Origin of the sequence: Coprococcus sp. RTP21428st1_C9_RTP21428_210409 (genome assembly GCF_040227395.1) — a bacterium.
GTDB lineage: Bacteria > Bacillota > Clostridia > Lachnospirales > Lachnospiraceae > Coprococcus > Coprococcus aceti.
The window spans coordinates 87717-104573 of sequence record NZ_JBEHVV010000002.1; the positions used below are offsets into that span (position 1 = coordinate 87717).

The following is a 16857-nucleotide window of genomic DNA, read 5'->3' on the forward strand; positions in this document are numbered from 1 at the left end:
CGTTTAATACTGTGTGGGTGATTGAATCTAAAGGTGGATTAGTGTTATTATTATGGAAGTGCGTAGAAGGTATCAGAAAGGAGGTCCTGTATTATGGAGAGTGATTATATTATTGAAGATACAGACATCAGGCGTCTTATTGTGAAAGCGGTAGAGGCGAGAGAAATGGCATATGCCAGGTACTCACAGTTTAAGGTTGGGGCAGCACTCCTGGCTGGCCGGGAGAATTCTTCGGATGCAGATGAAGTCGTTGGCAGAGAGACAGACAGCCGCGATAGAAATGCGAATGAATACAGAGTGTTCACGGGCTGTAATATAGAAAATTCCTCGTATGGTGCAACTATATGCGCAGAACGTGCAGCGGTGTGTAATGCAGTGAGTAGTGGCTATAAAGATTTCAAAGCGATTGCTATTGTCGGTGGCCTGAATAGTACAGGGATAAATGGAATAACATATCCATGTGGGATATGCAGACAGGTGCTCTCGGAATTTTCTGAGGATATGTATGTTATCGCAGCACATTCAGAGGATGATTACGACATGAGAAGATTGTCAGAGTTTCTTCCGGCTTCGTTTGGTGCCGGACAGATGGAATAGTGAGCGTTGAAAATTTATATAGAAGGAGAATATGAATTGGGAAATATCAAAGATTTAAAGGCTTACAGAATAGTTGAGGAGAAGGATCTACCGGAGGTACATGGCAAGGGATATGTGCTGGAGCATATAAAGACAAAGGCAAGGGTTCTCATCATTGAGAATGACGATGTGAATAAGGTATTCAATATAGGCTTCAGGACACCTCCATATGATGATTCAGGAATACCTCATATAATTGAGCACTCAGTGCTTTGTGGTTCAAAGAAATATCCGGTAAAGGATCCATTTGTTGAGCTGGCAAAAGGTTCTCTGAACACCTTCCTAAACGCCATGACTTATTCAGACAAGACGGTATATCCTATAGCGAGCTTCAATCAGAAGGACTTTGAGAACATCATGAGTGTGTATCTGGATGCAGTGTTCTATCCGGATATCTATATACATGATGAGATCATGAAGCAGGAGGGCTGGCACTACGAGCTTGACTCTATGGACGGAGACCTGAAGTACAACGGAGTTGTGTATAATGAGATGAAGGGCGTGTACTCAAGTCCTGAGTCGATTATGTACAGAGAGATAGAGTCATCACTCATGCCGGACACTCCATATGGCAATGATTCAGGCGGTGATCCGGTATCCATACCTACACTCACCCTTGAGAGATTCAGAGATTTCCACAGGACATATTATCATCCATCGAACAGTTATATTTATCTGTATGGTGACTGTGATATGGCGAAGGAGCTGGAATTTATAGATGAGGAGTATCTGTCACATTACGATTACAAGGAGATAGATTCAGCGATCCCTCTTCAGAAGCCATTTGACGAGATGAAGGATATCACTAAGGAGTACTCCATAGCTGATACTGATCCAGAGGAGAACAATTCCATACTCACATACAGCAAGATAACAGGGCTCAGCACCGAAAAGAAGAAGGTTACAGCCCTTGAAATACTTGAGTACGTGCTCATGGATGCGCCGGGAGCTGTCCTGAAGAAAGCTCTGACTGATGCGGGTATAGGCGAGGAGGTCTACAGCTCATTTGACAATGGCTGTCAGCAGACCACATTCTCTATCATAGCAAGAGGCGCGGATAAGAACGATAAGGACAGATTCATAAAGATAATAGATGATACATTTGAAGAACTCAGCCATGGTATAGATAAGGATGCGGTTGAGGCTGCAATCAACAAGTTTGAGTTCAAGCACAAGGAGGCCAATTTTGGAAGGTTTCCTAAGGGACTTATGTACGGACTGGATGCATTTAACAGCTGGCTGTATGACGATACCAAGGCACTCATGTTTTTTGAGATGAATGATGTGTATAAGGAGCTGAGAGAGGATCTTCAGAATGGATACTTTGAGCAGCTTATAAAGGAATGTTTCATTGATAATACATTTGGCCTGTATCTCACCATGAACCCTAAGAAGGGTCTTGACCAGGAGAATGAGAAGAAGATCGCTGATGAGCTTGCGGCATACAAGGCTACGCTCAGCCGTGAGGAGCTTGAGAAGATCGTGGAGGATACAAAGGCGCTCAAGGAGTATCAGGCGACTCCTTCATCCGCAGAGGATCTTGCCAAGGTTCCGCTTCTGGCGATAGATGACATTGACAAAGAGGCTGAGAAGCTCAAGAATGTTGAGTCTGAGATCGGCGGACTTCCGGTTGTAAGCCACGATATATTTACAAACGGTATAGGATATCTGAGGTTCTATTTCAATATAAATGATATAGATAATGACCTTGTGCCATATCTTGCTGTGCTGTCATGCCTGTTTAAATATATTGACACAGAGAAGCATACCTATGGACAGCTTTCAAATGAGATAGACAGTAATATAGGTGGAATAGAATTTGATATGGTTGGATATGCCAGTGACACGGATATCAAGAAGTTCTTTTACGTGTCAATGAAGGCACTCTATGAGAAGCTTCCATATGCCGTTGAACTGATGAAGGAGATTATGTTCTCATCTAAGATCGATGACAGGAAGAGACTGAAGGAGCTCCTGACGGAGGAGAAGTCCAGCATGAAGAATGGCATGGCTGCATCGGGACATGTGACCGCATACACCAGAGCCATGTCCTATATAGATGAGGGAGCAAGATTCACGGATGAGACCTGTGGAATCGCTTATTATGAATTCCTGTGTGACATAGTGGATCACTTCGATGAGAAGTACGATGACTTCATTGAGAAGCTTCAGTATGCCCTTGCAGAGGTACTCAGAAAGGGGGCACTTACGGTTTCATATACAGGAAATGAGGACGTGACAGATCTGCTTGAGGAATCATTTGCGGACTTTGGCATGGCACTCTCTACAAGACCTGCACATAAGGATGTGAAGCCTTTTGAGAAGGATCTCAAGAATGAGGGCTTCAAGACAGCCAGCCAGGTTCAGTATGTTGCCATAGCGGGTAATTTTGAGGATGCGGGATACAAGTACGACAGCTCACTGAGCGTTCTCAAAATCATATTCTCATATGGTTATCTGTGGGAAAATGTCCGTGTGAAGGGCGGCGCATATGGTGCCATGTGCTCATTCCTCAGGAATGGAACCTGCTATATGAGCTCATACAGAGATCCAAACCTCATGGAGACATATGACATATTCAAGAATGCATATAAGTTCGTGGAGAACTTTGAGTGCTCAGACAGAGATATGACCAAGTATATCATTGGAACCATGGCTCAGATAGATGCGCCGACGACTCCTGTTGCGGAGGGTATAAGCCACATGGCGAGATACTTTATGGGTGTTACAGATGAGCAGATCCAGAGCGAGCGTGACAAGATCCTCTCCACAGACAGAGATGCCATCAGAGCCCTTGCACCACTTGTGAAGGCTGTTACGGATTCAGGAATCATCTGCGCCATCGGCGGAGAGAGCAAGATAGAGGAGAATAAGGACAACTTCAAGGATGTACTTGCGATTTTCTAGGTATAGCCGACAGTCGATATAATGAGCGCAAGTGAGTGGGCGTGCTTGCATGACTTGCGAGCGGCGAATTAGGGTCATGACATAGTAAAGCTAGATGCGTATGCGTAGGTTAGCCTGCGCATGCAGGATGAAGGAGATATATGAATAAAGAATACAAATCAGGCTTCGTGTCCATCATAGGCAGACCAAACGTTGGAAAGTCGACACTTATGAACAGACTGATAGGACAGAAGATAGCGATAACAAGCAACAAGGCGCAGACCACGAGAAACAGGATACAGACCGTGTATACCAGCGATAAGGGACAGATTATCTTCCTGGACACACCGGGAATAAACAGGGCGAAGAACAAGCTTGGAGAGTACATGCTCAAGGTTGCTGAGAGTACGCTGGATGAGGTCGATGTGGTTCTCTGGATAGTTGAGGCCACAACATTTATCGGTGCAGGAGAGCGGTATATCATAGAACAGCTCCAGCATGTAAAGACACCTATAATTGTGGTTGTGAACAAGATAGACAACGTGGAGGAGAGCAAGGTATTTGAGGCGATAAATACCTATAAAGATGCCTGTGACTTTGCGGAAATAGTTCCTGTGTCGGCATTAAAGGGCAAGAACACAGATGAGCTCATAGATACCATTATGAAGTATCTTCCGTATGGACCACAGTATTATGATGAGGACACGATCACTGACCAGCCGGAGAGACAGATAGTTGCCGAACTCATCAGGGAGCAGGCGCTCCGTCAGCTTGATAAAGAGGTTCCCCATGGTATTGCAGTTGTGATTGATTCCATGAAAGAGAGACCGGATGGCGGCCTGATCGATATCGATGCGACAATCATATGTGAGAGGGACTCCCACAAGGGAATCATCATAGGAAAGCAGGGCGTCATGCTGAAGAAGATCGGTACTCATGCGAGATATGGAATAGAGAGACTTCTTGACACCAAGGTCAATCTGAAGCTTTGGGTAAAGGTCAAGAAGGACTGGAGAGATACAGATACATTGCTAAGGAACTTTGGGTTTAGAGACGAGTAGTGTGTGCAAACAGGATCGGTAAATGTGCAGTTGCTGCGGGCAGTGCATAGTTTGCCGATCTTGTCATGTTAAATTTGTTATGGAGGTGGATATACAATTGAGAGAAGAAGTAACATTGCATGGAATTGTACTGTCCAGCAGCCTCCAGAGCGAATATGACAGGAGAATGGTGGTCCTCACCAAAGAACGGGGCAGGATCACAGTATTTGCAACAGGTGTGAGGAGAGGAACGAATCCGCTCCAGTCCAAGACACAGATGTTTGTCATGGGAAGTTTTACATTGATCCCGGCGCGGGATTCATACAGGCTTGTGAATATAGATGTGGATGAATATTTCCATCAGCTCACCATGGACATAGATGCATACTGTTATGCATCGTATTTCTGCGAGGTCATGGGCTTCATGACCCATGAGGGAGACAGGGCAGCAGATTACCTCAATCTTCTGTATGTGAGTCTTAAGGCTCTGGAGAAGGGGCAGATGCCAGCAAAGCTCATCAGGTGCGTGTACGAGATAAAGCTTATGGATGTGTTCGGACAGGGAATACAGAGCTTCCACTGTCCGGTATGTGGCAAGGCTGAGGTGTCAAATGTATTCGATGCAGCATCGGGTGGACTGCTCTGCGATGGATGCAAAGGCCGGGCAAAACATCCGCTTCATCTATCGGATGACGCAGTATACACGATACAATACATAAATGGTGCACCGCTTGGCAAGATGTACAACTTCAATGTGTCAGATCCTGTACTGGCGGAGATACAGCTAGTGTCGAAGCAGTTCATGGATATGTATGTGGACAGGAAGTTCAAATCGGTGGAGATCATAGACTCGCTGCCATGAAAAAAAGAAGAGAATCCTACATGACGTGAGATTCTCTTCTTTTTGTATATTACCTGTCTAAAATACAAATCACAGAGAGTGTATTATTTTAGAGAACGCCTTCATCGCGCCGGGAAGTTTTTCATATGGTATGGCGCTGAAACCAAACAGAAGCTGGTTCTCAGGACAGAGATTCTTTCTTATCCAGAATGGTTCTGTGGAGAAGATTCGTATGCCTTTCTGTTCAAAAGCTGATATGAGCTCTGTCTGGGTAAGCTTTGAGTTCTTAACCTCTGCCACAAAGTGGAGACCGGCTCCGGCACCATACATGATCACATCATCTTCAAGATTCTGTTTCACATAATTCAATATATAATCATGCTTCTTTTTATAGTGATTCTTCATGGCGCCTATGTGGCGCTGATAATTACCACTCTGTATAAATTCAATAAGTGCAAGCTGCAGAACCGTTGGAACTGTGCAGTTGGTGTGTGAATAACTGGATTCATATGCCTTCATCAGATCTGCTGGAAGCACCATATATGATATTCGAAGATCCGGTGACATGGATTTGGAAAATGTCCCGAGATATATAGTGTGGTCGCTGTTATCGATGGATTGCAGGGATGGAATTGGTCTGCTTTGGTATCTGAGCTCGCTGTCGTAATCATCCTCGATGATATAACTTCCCGATTGAGCCGCCCACTCTATGAGCTCCAGCCTCTTGCTGATAGGCAATATGCTTCCCATAGGAAATTGGTGGGATGGCGTTACATACAGCAGAGTGTCCCTGAGACGCTGGATGTGTTCTATGGACACACCGTCGTCCTCAAGCGGTATTGGAATGATCCTGAAAGGACTCCGGCTGACGATCTCCCATGTTCCGTTGTAGCCAGGGTCCTCCATGGCAAATGAATAGTCTGACGGACTGAATATATGCGTGATTATATCTATTGATCTCTGGTGACCGCTCGTGAGAATGATCTGCTCCGGTGTGCAGTTTACACCTCTGGACATGTACAGATATTCGGTGATAAGACTGCGGAGGGTGTAACTTCCCTGTGACATCTGATAAGATGCGGTATCGGCCATGGATATCATGTCCCAGGCGTTCATAAGGCATTTGCGCCATGCCCTTGAGTGATAGCAGTTGTAGTCCAGATTGCCATAGCTGAATGTATAGTCAAATGTCTTTCCTGATTGTCTGGAAGAATGTTGTATATTGTGGCTTTGTCTTGTTTTTCTGTCCGGAGAAAATGCAGAGATGTTCTCAACATAGTAGCCTGAGCCTGTCACGGAGCGTATATATCCTTCAAGTTCAAGCTGGTTGTAAGCAGATACTACTGTGTTGCGGCTCAGCTTATGTTCGGCGGCTAGCTGCCTTGTTGCAGGTAGCTTTTCGCCTGCAGCATAGTGCTCATTAAGTATCTCGGATTTCATTTGTTCATATAATTGTTCGTATAGAGACTTATCGGAGGCCTTGTCTATTGATATCATTTCCGTGTTCCTTTCCTGCATATTATAAGCGTTAAAAATACCTTGTATCATTGGATATTTGCGTATTACTTGATTTGTTCATATTCCAATACTGCAAATTGGAACTATAAAAATACTTGAAATTGGAACTTTAGAAAGAACCAATCTGGTGCTATTATACAAGAGTCATAGCGAGTAAGCAATAAGAAGAAGTCATAAGGTGATGTCTGACGGCACAAATTATAGTAGCTTTGTATAAATAATATTACAAAATATGCCGTGAACCTTGCAAAAATATTTGAATGAGTATAAAATAAGGCGGATAGAGTGAAAAAATGCAAATTCGAATATGATTTGGAGGATTACAATGGAAAAGACATTAGACAAGATCGTTGCATTGGCAAAGAGCAGAGGATTTGTTTATCCAGGTTCAGAGATTTACGGTGGTCTCGCAAATACATGGGACTATGGTAATCTCGGAGTTGAACTCAAGAACAATGTTAAGAGAGCATGGTGGAAGAAATTCATCCAGGAGAACCCTTACAATGTAGGAGTTGACTGTGCTATCCTTATGAACCCACAGACATGGGTTGCTTCAGGCCACCTTGGAGGATTTGCTGATCCTCTTATGGATTGCAAAGAGTGTCATGAGAGATTCCGTGCAGATAAACTTATAGAGGACTTTATGGCTGAAAACGGAGTTGTTCCAGAGGGCGCAGTAGACGGATGGAGCAACGAGCAGATGGAAGAGTACGTTGAGAAGAACAATATCTGCTGTCCAACATGTGGTAAGCACAACTTCACAGGCATCAGACAGTTCAACCTTATGTTCAAGACATTCCAGGGTGTAACTGAGGATGCCAAGAACACTGTATACCTGAGACCGGAGACTGCACAGGGTATATTTGTCAACTTCAAGAATGTACAGAGAACTTCAAGAAAGAAGGTTCCATTTGGAATTGGCCAGATAGGAAAGTCATTCAGAAATGAGATAACACCTGGTAACTTCACATTCAGAACAAGAGAGTTCGAGCAGATGGAGCTTGAGTTCTTCTGCAAGCCGGGTACAGATATGGAGTGGTTTGAGTACTGGAGAAGCTTCTGTATCAACTGGCTCAAGGATCTCGGAATCAAGGATGATGAGATGAGAGCCCGTGACCATTCACCTGAGGAGCTTTGTTTCTACTCCAAGGGAACAACAGATATCGAGTATTTATTCCCATTTGGATGGGGTGAGCTCTGGGGAATCGCTGACAGAACAGATTACGATCTGACACAGCACCAGAATACATCAGGAGAGTCCATGGAGTACTTCGATGACGAGACAAAGGAGAAGTACATTCCATATGTAATCGAGCCATCACTTGGTGCTGACCGTGTTACACTGGCATTCCTGTGTGCTGCATATGACGAGGAGAACATCGGAACAGAGGAGAAGCCAGACATCCGTACAGTCCTTCATTTCCACCCACAGCTTGCACCGGTTAAGATCGGTGTGCTTCCACTTTCCAAGAAGCTCAACGAGGGTGCAGAGAAGATTTATGCAGAGCTTTCAAAGTACTACAACTGTGAGTTCGATGACAGAGGCAACATAGGTAAGAGATATAGAAGACAGGATGAGATAGGAACACCGTTCTGTGTAACATATGATTTCGATTCTGTTGAGGATGGAGCAGTCACAGTTCGTGACAGAGATACCATGGAGCAGGAGAGAGTCAAGATTGAAGATCTGAAGGCTTACTTTGAGAAGAAATTTGAATATTAATTGATGGTGTGACCGGAGATAATACGGGACACTGAATTACAGGAGGCATTAAGATGCATAGTAAAGAGTTATTTTCAGAATACGAGGCAAATGTAAGATCGTACAGCAGAAGTTTCCCAGAGATATTTACAAAGGCCAAGGGAGCCAAGATGTATGACGAGAATGGTAAGGAGTATATAGACTTCTTCGCAGGAGCAGGCGCGCTGAACTATGGTCATAACAATGATTATATAAAGGAGAAGGTTATCGATTACATCCAGAGCGATGGAATCATGCATTCTCTTGACATGATGACAGCACCAAAGGCTGAATTCATCGAGTTTTTTGAGAAAAAGGTCCTTGAGCCTAGAGGACTTGATTACAAGATCATGTTCGCAGGTCCTACAGGAACAAATGCAGTTGAGTCACTCTTAAAGCTTGCACGTAAGGTCAAGAAGAGAGAGATGATCTGGGCATATATGGGTTGTTTCCATGGTATGACACTTGGCTCAATATCACTTACAAGTGATGCTGCAAGCCGTGCAGGAGCAGGCGTTGGACTTGACAACGTATACCACATTCCAGCTCCTTACATGTTCCCAGAGCTTGATACGATCAAGTTCATGCAGACACTTCTTGATGACGATCATTCAGGTGTTGAGAAGCCTGCAGCAATCTTTATCGAGACAGTACAGGCAGATGGTGGTGTAAATGTATTCTCAGTAGAGTACCTCAAGGCACTCCGTGAGTTCTGTGATAAGAACGATATCCTTATGGTTGTTGATGACGTACAGGTAGGCTGTGCAAGAACAGGTACATTCTTCTCATTTGAGAGAGCAGGAATCAAGCCTGATATGTTCTCACTTTCAAAGTCAATCGGCGGATACCCATTCCCTATGGGACTTGCAATGTTCAAGCCTGAGTATGATCTCTGGAAGCCGGGTGAGCATTCAGGTACATTCCGTGGAATCCAGCTCTCAATGGTAGCTGCAAAGGCAGGACTTGAGTTCATGCTTGACAACAACATCGAGGCAGAGACAAGACGTAAGGGCGAGATAGTTAGAGAGTATCTTGAGAAGAATATAGACGGCGATCCAAATGTAATTGCAACACGTGGTATCGGACTCCTCTGGGGCGTAGAGGTTAAGGACGATGCAACAGCAGGTGCCATCACAGCAAGAGCTTTCAAGAAGGGTCTTGTAATAGAGAGAGCTGGCCGTGACAACGCGGTCATCAAGATCATGCCACCACTTATCATCTCAGATGAGGATCTTATTGCAGGTCTTGATATTCTCAAGGCAGCTATTGATGGTGAGTAATTTGTAATTTAATGAGCATTGTGACAGTTGTAATTGCGCAAGACTGATATAATGCGAATATCCACATGAAGCCGATAGGCGACATGATATAAAGTTAAACATAGGCTGCGGAGTTTTCCGCAGCCTATGTTTTTGGTGGGATGAATAGGGCTGTGCGAGCAGTTTGCCAATTTGGAAATTTTTGAATACTGGTCAGCGAAGATCAGTTGCCGGTCTGTTTCAGGTCGGCACACAAATGTTGCTGTAATTAAGCGTAATATAATGGAATATACATATAATTCAACTATATGTAAAAATGGACTGGTTTATACACAAAATATAGAAAAAAGAGTTTGCTAATGTTGACATATATGTTATAATCAGTCTAGCGCGTGTGGAGACTTCACGGGGACTTCACACCATGAAATATAAAGTTTACGTAGGAGGTAACAAACAAATGGCAAACAAGTGGGTTTATATGTTTAGCGAAGGCGACATGACCATGCGTAATCTTCTCGGTGGTAAGGGTGCAAACCTTGCAGAGATGACAGCAATTGGTCTTCCAGTTCCACAGGGTTTCACAATTACAACAGAGGCTTGTACTCAGTACTATGAGGATGGCCGTAAGATCAATGACGAGATCATGGCTCAGGCTATGGATGGCGTTAAGAAGATGGAGGAGATCAACGGCAAGAAGTTCGGAGATCTTGAGAATCCATTACTTGTATCAGTTCGTTCAGGTGCAAGAGCATCTATGCCAGGTATGATGGATACAATCCTTAACCTTGGTCTTAACGATGACGTTGTTGCAGCTATGATAGCACACAACCCAGATCCAGCATTCGAGCGTTTCGTATACGATTCATACAGACGTTTCATCCAGATGTTCTCAGACGTTGTTATGGAAGTTGGTAAGAAGTACTTCGAGCAGCTCATCGACAAGATGAAGGAAGAGAAGGGTGTTAAGTTCGATGTAGAGCTTACAGCACAGGATCTCAAGACACTTGCTGAGCAGTTCAAGGCAGAGTACAAGAACCAGTTAGGAACAGATTTCCCTTCAGACCCAGTTGAGCAGTTAAAGTTAGCTATCGAGGCTGTATTCCGTTCATGGGATAACCCACGTGCGAACGTATACAGAAGAGACAACGATATCCCTTATTCATGGGGTACAGCAGTTAACGTAATGCCTATGGTATTCGGTAACCTGAACAATGAGTCTGGTACAGGTGTTGCATTTACTCGTGACCCTGCAACAGGTGAGAAGAAGCTTATGGGTGAGTTCCTTATCAATGCACAGGGCGAGGACGTTGTTGCCGGTGTTCGTACACCAATGCCAATCGCTCAGATGGAGCAGGAGTTCCCAGATGCTTATGCAGAGTTCATCAAGGTTTGTGAGACTCTTGAGAATCACTACCATGATATGCAGGATATGGAGTTCACAGTTGAGAACAAGAAGCTTTACATGCTTCAGTGTAGAAATGGTAAGAGAACAGCTCAGGCAGCTCTTCAGATCGCTTGTGACCTTGTTGATGAGGGACATAAGACAGAGGAAGAGGCAGTTGCAATGATCGATCCTCGTAACCTTGATACACTTCTTCACCCACAGTTTGATGCAGCAGCTCTTAAGGCAGCTACACCAATGGGCAAGGGACTTGGCGCTTCACCAGGTGCTGCTTGTGGTAAGATCGTATTCACAGCTGACGATGCTGAGGCATGGGCAGCTAGAGGCGAGAAGGTAGTTCTTGTACGTCTTGAGACATCACCAGAGGATATCACAGGTATGAAGTCAGCACAGGGTATTCTTACAGTTCGTGGTGGTATGACATCACACGCTGCAGTTGTTGCCCGTGGTATGGGTACATGCTGTGTATCAGGTTGTGGCGATATCGTTATGGACGAGGAGAACAAGAAGTTCACACTCGCTGGCAAGGAATTCCATGAGGGAGATTACATCTCAATCGATGGTACAACAGGTAACATTTACGATGGAGTTATCAAGACAGTTGATGCTCAGATCGCAGGAACATTCGGCCGTGTTATGGCATGGGCTGATAAGTATAGAACACTTAAGGTTAGAACAAATGCAGATACACCAGCAGATGCTAAGAAGGCACGTGAGCTTGGTGCAGAGGGTATCGGTCTTTGCCGTACAGAGCATATGTTCTTTGATCCAGAGAGAATCGCAGCATTCCGTGAGATGATCTGCTCTGATACAGTAGAAGAGAGAGAGGAAGCTCTTAATAAGATCCTTCCATATCAGCAGGGAGACTTCAAGGCTCTTTATGAGGCACTTGAGGGTAACCCAGTTACTATCAGATTCCTGGATCCACCTCTTCATGAGTTCGTTCCAACAGAGGAGGCTGACATTGAGAAGCTTGCTGCTGCTAAGAACAAGAGCGTTGAGGAGATTAAGGCACTTTGCAACTCACTCCATGAGTTCAACCCTATGATGGGTCACAGAGGATGCCGTCTTGCTGTAACATATCCAGAGATCGCTAAGATGCAGACAAAGGCTGTTATCCGTGCAGCAATCGAGGTTCAGAAGGAGCATCCAGATTGGACAGTTGAGCCAGAGATCATGATCCCACTTGTATGTGAGGTTAAGGAGCTTAAGTACGTTAAGAAGGTAGTTGTTGAGACAGCTGACGCTGAGATCGCTGCTGCTGGCGTAGATCTTAAGTATGAGGTTGGTACAATGATCGAGATCCCAAGAGCAGCTCTTACAGCTGATGAGATCGCTAAGGAAGCTGACTTCTTCTGCTTCGGTACAAACGACCTTACACAGATGACATTCGGATTCTCAAGAGATGATGCTGGTAAGTTCTTAAATGCTTACTATGATGCTAAGATCTTCGAGAACGATCCATTTGCTAAGCTTGATCAGACAGGTGTTGGTAAGCTCATGGATATGGCAGTTAAGCTTGGTAAGCCAGTTAATCCAAAGCTTCACATCGGTATCTGTGGTGAGCACGGTGGAGATCCTTCATCAGTTGAGTTCTGCCACAAGATTGGTCTTGATTATGTATCATGTTCACCATTCAGAGTACCTATCGCTAGACTTGCTGCTGCTCAGGCTGCAATCGCTAACAAGTAGGATTCGGACGAACAGAACTTGTAAGTAATTAGCTTAATAAAGACAATATGAGTCCCTGTAATTGCCATGAGGTGGTTACAGGGACTTTTTTGTAAAAAATATGCATATCCAAAAGGAGAAATCAATAGCCGATACTTGATTATATTATGTACTGATGATATTGTGGTCTATGGAAATTAAACATAGGAAGAATATATAATGAATGAAAGAGATGTAGAAATTAGTAAAAGAGAAGCTAAGAAGAAGGAACGTAGGTCGAGAAAGGACAAGCTTGCAATAGAGAAGAGAATACTTCGTCTGTCTTTTATGGGAAGTGTCTTCTTCATACTTGCGGAGGGCGTGATGGCATGGTATACCCATTCACATTCGCTTTGGACGGACTGCCTGTTCGACTCCGCAGATCTGGTCATGATAGGACCATTTATGGTGCTGGTTCCGCTTCTGTATAAACCTGTGACAGAGAAACATCCATATGGCTATGCCCAGGTGGAATCACTTTTCCTCCTTGTGAAGTACAGTGTATTACTTGCACTCACATGTAATCTCATGGTTGAGAATATAAAGCTGTTGTTTCATGGTGGACATGAGGTAGATGCGGGGAGCATAGCGGTATTCGAATTTCTTGTATGTGTATGTTGTGCGGTTATGTATGCGATACTTGGTCATTACAGTAAGAAATATGAGTCTACAACTATTAAAGCGGAGTTGTATATGTGGAAGCTTGACGTAATAAGCAGTATGGGAGTTGCTGTAGCATTTGCGGTACAGACTGCTCTGTTGCATACAAACCTGCGTTTTATTACCCCTTATATTGATCCGGCTGTAGCGGTGGTTATGGCACTTCTTCTTATAAAAGAGCCGGTGTGCGAGATATTTCAGAGTATCAAGAATCTTATTCTTTTTGCTCCGGAGGAAGAGACGCTTAGTCAGATACGAGCCATAGTGGATCAGCATATGAAGGATTACCCATATGAGGTCACTTTTCTGGATGTCATCCAGACCGGGCGGAAGCTGTGGGTTGAGGTATATATAGGAAATCAGACGGATGTGATACATATAAGTATCATTCATAAGGTGAGAGACGAGATAAAACAGGAGCTAAGGGATAAGTATGATCAGGTGTATATAGAGGTCATACCAGATTGATAGTAAAGCTGTAATACAAAATACAAATGATCAAGGGGATGCAAGGATATTGTTACATTATGAAGTTTTTGAAAGTTCATGTGATACCGATAGATATATAGTTCTGCTTCATGGATTTGGAGGAAACAACAGGGTATGGAAGAAGCAGATTCCCTTGCTTCAGAAGAAGTTTAATGTTCTGGCGATAACTTTGCCAAGTCATGGAGACAGTGAACTAAAATTGTCCAAGATGGGAAGTACGCTGGATGTTGTCGTGGGTGAGATAACACAGGTGCTTGATGAGCGGGGGATACAGCGAGCTGTTTTTATGGGCGTATCACTTGGAACTATATTTATCAAATATATGGAGATGAGATGCGGAAGTTACATAGATAAAGCAATACTTGTGGGTGCGCTTGGCACGGTTGGAAAACCACTCAGGCGTGCTGTCAATGTCTTTGCTAAGATAGGTGACAAACTTCCATTTCCTGTTGTCTACAGAATAATGGCAAAGTTATTTATGCCATGGAAAGTCAGCAAGACAAGCAGGAAGGTGTTCTGCAAATGTGCCAAGGCATTAAACAGTCAGGAATTTAAGGCGTATATGAATATTTTTATTGAGCATTTTTCACTTTGTGACGAGTTCGTGAGCAGATTACACGAGGAGAATGTATATATTTCCGGGCGTGGTGATCTGTGTTTTATAAATGGAATCGTGGAGGAAGCTGATTTGACAGATGCGGAGCTGATAATAATAGAGCATTGTGGTCACGTGTGCAACATAGATCAGAGCAGACAATTCAATGATATTATTTCTGAATTGCTAGACATTGAATGAATTAAAAGTGGAATATGATACGACAAGGATATACTATCTTAAAATGCTGATAAATAAGGATAAGGAGACTGTGATATGGCAACGATGAACACGTATACAGGAAACAAAATAGATCCGATGAATATGGCAGTTGCTGACATATCAATACAGGATATAGCGCATGCGTTAAGCCTCACGTGCCGCGGTGGAGGGCATGTGTCCTATTTCTTTTCTGTGGCACAGCACTCCATCAACTGTATGAATGAGGCGAAGGCAAGGGGATGGTCAGAGCGGTTACAGCTTGCCTGCCTGTTGCACGATGCCAGCGAGGCGTATATATCAGACATAATCAGACCGGTAAAAGCGCATTTGTCCAATTATCTTGAGATAGAGAGTTCGATCATGAACGTTATACTTGAGCGATTTGGACTTGCTGATCTGAGCGAAGAAGAGAATGCGATGTGGAAACAGATAGATGATGATATGATGAACTTCGAACTTAAGAATCTGATGAAAGGCGAGGAGTACAGGAATACGGACAACCTTAGTTCAGTCCCTGCTGAGGCCGAAAGACCATGGCGAGAAGTGGAAGATGAATTTGAGGCTGAATGTAAGAAGCTTATAGAGAAAATGTCAGATCAGCCCGGCAAGTAGTTGATAGTGCCAGTAATTGATAGTGAAAAGTTATTTTTTATTACAAAATATGTGATAATACCTCCTAGGCGGATGATGGAATATAACGATCAGCCCGGGAGGTATTTGTTTTGACAATTATGATCAGATGTTGTCAAAGTATCCGACATAGTCGACCTTGTATGGTCCATCTGGGAAAAGGTATTCATACAGATCTATGAAATAGTCATCGGTCATGCTGGCGATGAAGTCGAATATACGGAGACACATTTTGTATCAACTGTAATTAATTATCGAAAAACAATAATAATTATTGACAAACGATAATTCTATGGTACTATACAAGTAAGATAATTATCGTGAAACAATAATTTTTACATTGGATTGGAGGCTGCTATGGTTAATGGTATTTTAAATATATTTGCGTATATTGCGGTGTGGCTAAGGAATATGTCACTTGCAGGAGGAGGCCAGAACGCATTTGCAATATTTATGTTCTGCCTGATAGGATGTATGCCACTTGCTGGATTCATCGTGCTCTGTATAAGAAATAGAAAAATTGATGCTGACTACCTGTTGCTGGGACTTTCGGCGGTGCTTTTCATAGGAATATATATGATGATAAATCCAGGGTATGTCATAGATGGAAATGCTCTGGTAACTTCAGATATGCTGAATCTTGCAATAAGCTCAGTGATATGGTCGGTGCTGGCATGTTATGCTGTGCTCAGGATCGTGGAGAGTATAGACAAGGCGGATAGCACTCAGATAGTAGAAATCATCAAGAAGATAATAGGTGTGATAGTGGTATTCACAGCTTTTGTGATTGTCTGTGTGTCACTGCCGGAGCTTGTCAGAACAAATCGGACAAATGCCGGTGCTATGCCTGGTGATGCCGGATGGGCAGTGATCCTGTTTATTTTCCAGCTTGTAAATGCTGCTCTTGTCATATGGGTTCTGATCAGGGGATACAGGCTTTGCAACAGCATAATAGAAAATGAGTATTCGGATGAAACAATCCATATGGCAGAGAGACTTTCAAAGACGAGCAAGAGTGCAATATCAGTCATGGTGATTCTGGAACTCTCGAAGAATGTGCTTCAGCTTTTTATCATGACGACTCTTTCAAATGCAGATTTCAAGATATCACTTCCATTATATGAGCTGATAATACTCGTCGTTGCGTATATGGGTGTCAGAAACCTTGCTAAGACAAAAGCGATAAAAGAAGAAAATGATTCATATATATAGAATTTGAGGTGACGTG

The 16857-nt window shown here is 43.6% G+C and carries 13 protein-coding genes; 11 read left to right on the plus strand and 2 right to left on the minus strand.

Annotated features, from left to right (window positions below; genetic code table 11):
- Positions 1–93 precede the first annotated feature (93 nt).
- The 4 genes from ABUA34_RS00970 to recO all read left to right on the plus strand — a co-directional run bounded on the left by ABUA34_RS00970 (position 94) and on the right by recO (position 5424).
- The gene (locus ABUA34_RS00970) at positions 94–597 is read left to right on the plus strand and encodes a cytidine deaminase (protein ID WP_161171773.1); all 504 of its coding nucleotides are present in this window, start codon (positions 94–96) and stop codon (positions 595–597) included.
- Between the two features lie 36 nt (positions 598–633).
- Positions 634–3543 carry an insulinase family protein gene (locus ABUA34_RS00975; protein ID WP_055144205.1) on the plus strand — a complete coding sequence of 970 codons (2910 nt, stop codon included), beginning with the start codon at positions 634–636 and terminating at the stop codon, positions 3541–3543.
- Between the two features lie 140 nt (positions 3544–3683).
- Entirely contained in the window at positions 3684–4583 is a 900-nt protein-coding gene (gene era, locus ABUA34_RS00980; RefSeq protein ID WP_015534137.1) for a GTPase Era, read from the plus strand.
- 97 nt (positions 4584–4680) lie between these two features.
- A complete protein-coding gene (recO, locus tag ABUA34_RS00985; RefSeq protein ID WP_022216007.1) occupies positions 4681–5424 on the plus strand; it encodes a DNA repair protein RecO in 744 nt (247 codons plus the stop codon).
- A gap of 69 nt (positions 5425–5493) precedes the next feature.
- Here recO and pdxR read toward each other — a convergent pair whose 3' ends face one another.
- Positions 5494–6951: a MocR-like pyridoxine biosynthesis transcription factor PdxR gene (gene pdxR, locus ABUA34_RS00990; protein WP_349822697.1), complete on the minus strand. Its 1458-nt coding sequence runs from the start codon at positions 6949–6951 to the stop codon at positions 5494–5496.
- A 295-nt stretch (positions 6952–7246) separates the two neighbouring features.
- On the opposite strand from pdxR, the gene ABUA34_RS00995 reads away from it, so the two are divergent.
- From ABUA34_RS00995 to ABUA34_RS01020, 6 genes are all read left to right on the plus strand, one after another.
- Positions 7247–8644, plus strand: coding sequence for a glycine--tRNA ligase (locus ABUA34_RS00995; RefSeq protein WP_022057995.1), 1398 nt, complete (start codon positions 7247–7249; stop codon positions 8642–8644).
- Positions 8645–8697: 53 nt separating this feature from the next.
- Complete coding sequence (locus ABUA34_RS01000; RefSeq protein ID WP_022216005.1) at positions 8698–9942, plus strand: aspartate aminotransferase family protein; 1245 nt, start codon at positions 8698–8700, stop codon at positions 9940–9942.
- Positions 9943–10378: 436 nt separating this feature from the next.
- On the plus strand, positions 10379–13015 hold the full coding sequence (ppdK, locus tag ABUA34_RS01005) for a pyruvate, phosphate dikinase (RefSeq protein ID WP_015534133.1): 2637 nt from the start codon (positions 10379–10381) through the stop codon (positions 13013–13015).
- A 198-nt stretch (positions 13016–13213) separates the two neighbouring features.
- On the plus strand, positions 13214–14161 hold the full coding sequence (locus ABUA34_RS01010; protein WP_055144244.1) for a cation diffusion facilitator family transporter: 948 nt from the start codon (positions 13214–13216) through the stop codon (positions 14159–14161).
- 49 nt (positions 14162–14210) lie between these two features.
- Entirely contained in the window at positions 14211–14978 is a 768-nt protein-coding gene (locus ABUA34_RS01015) for an alpha/beta fold hydrolase (RefSeq protein WP_055222776.1), read from the plus strand.
- Positions 14979–15053: 75 nt separating this feature from the next.
- Entirely contained in the window at positions 15054–15611 is a 558-nt protein-coding gene (locus tag ABUA34_RS01020) for a phosphohydrolase (RefSeq protein WP_349822698.1), read from the plus strand.
- 123 nt (positions 15612–15734) lie between these two features.
- On the opposite strand, the gene ABUA34_RS01025 is transcribed toward ABUA34_RS01020, so the two are convergent.
- Complete coding sequence (locus ABUA34_RS01025) at positions 15735–15860, minus strand: hypothetical protein (RefSeq protein WP_270227155.1); 126 nt, start codon at positions 15858–15860, stop codon at positions 15735–15737.
- A 126-nt stretch (positions 15861–15986) separates the two neighbouring features.
- On the opposite strand from ABUA34_RS01025, the gene ABUA34_RS01030 reads away from it, so the two are divergent.
- Positions 15987–16841, plus strand: a complete 855-nt coding sequence (locus ABUA34_RS01030) for a hypothetical protein (RefSeq protein WP_161171961.1) — start codon at positions 15987–15989, stop codon at positions 16839–16841.
- The last annotated feature ends 16 nt before the right edge of the window (positions 16842–16857 follow it).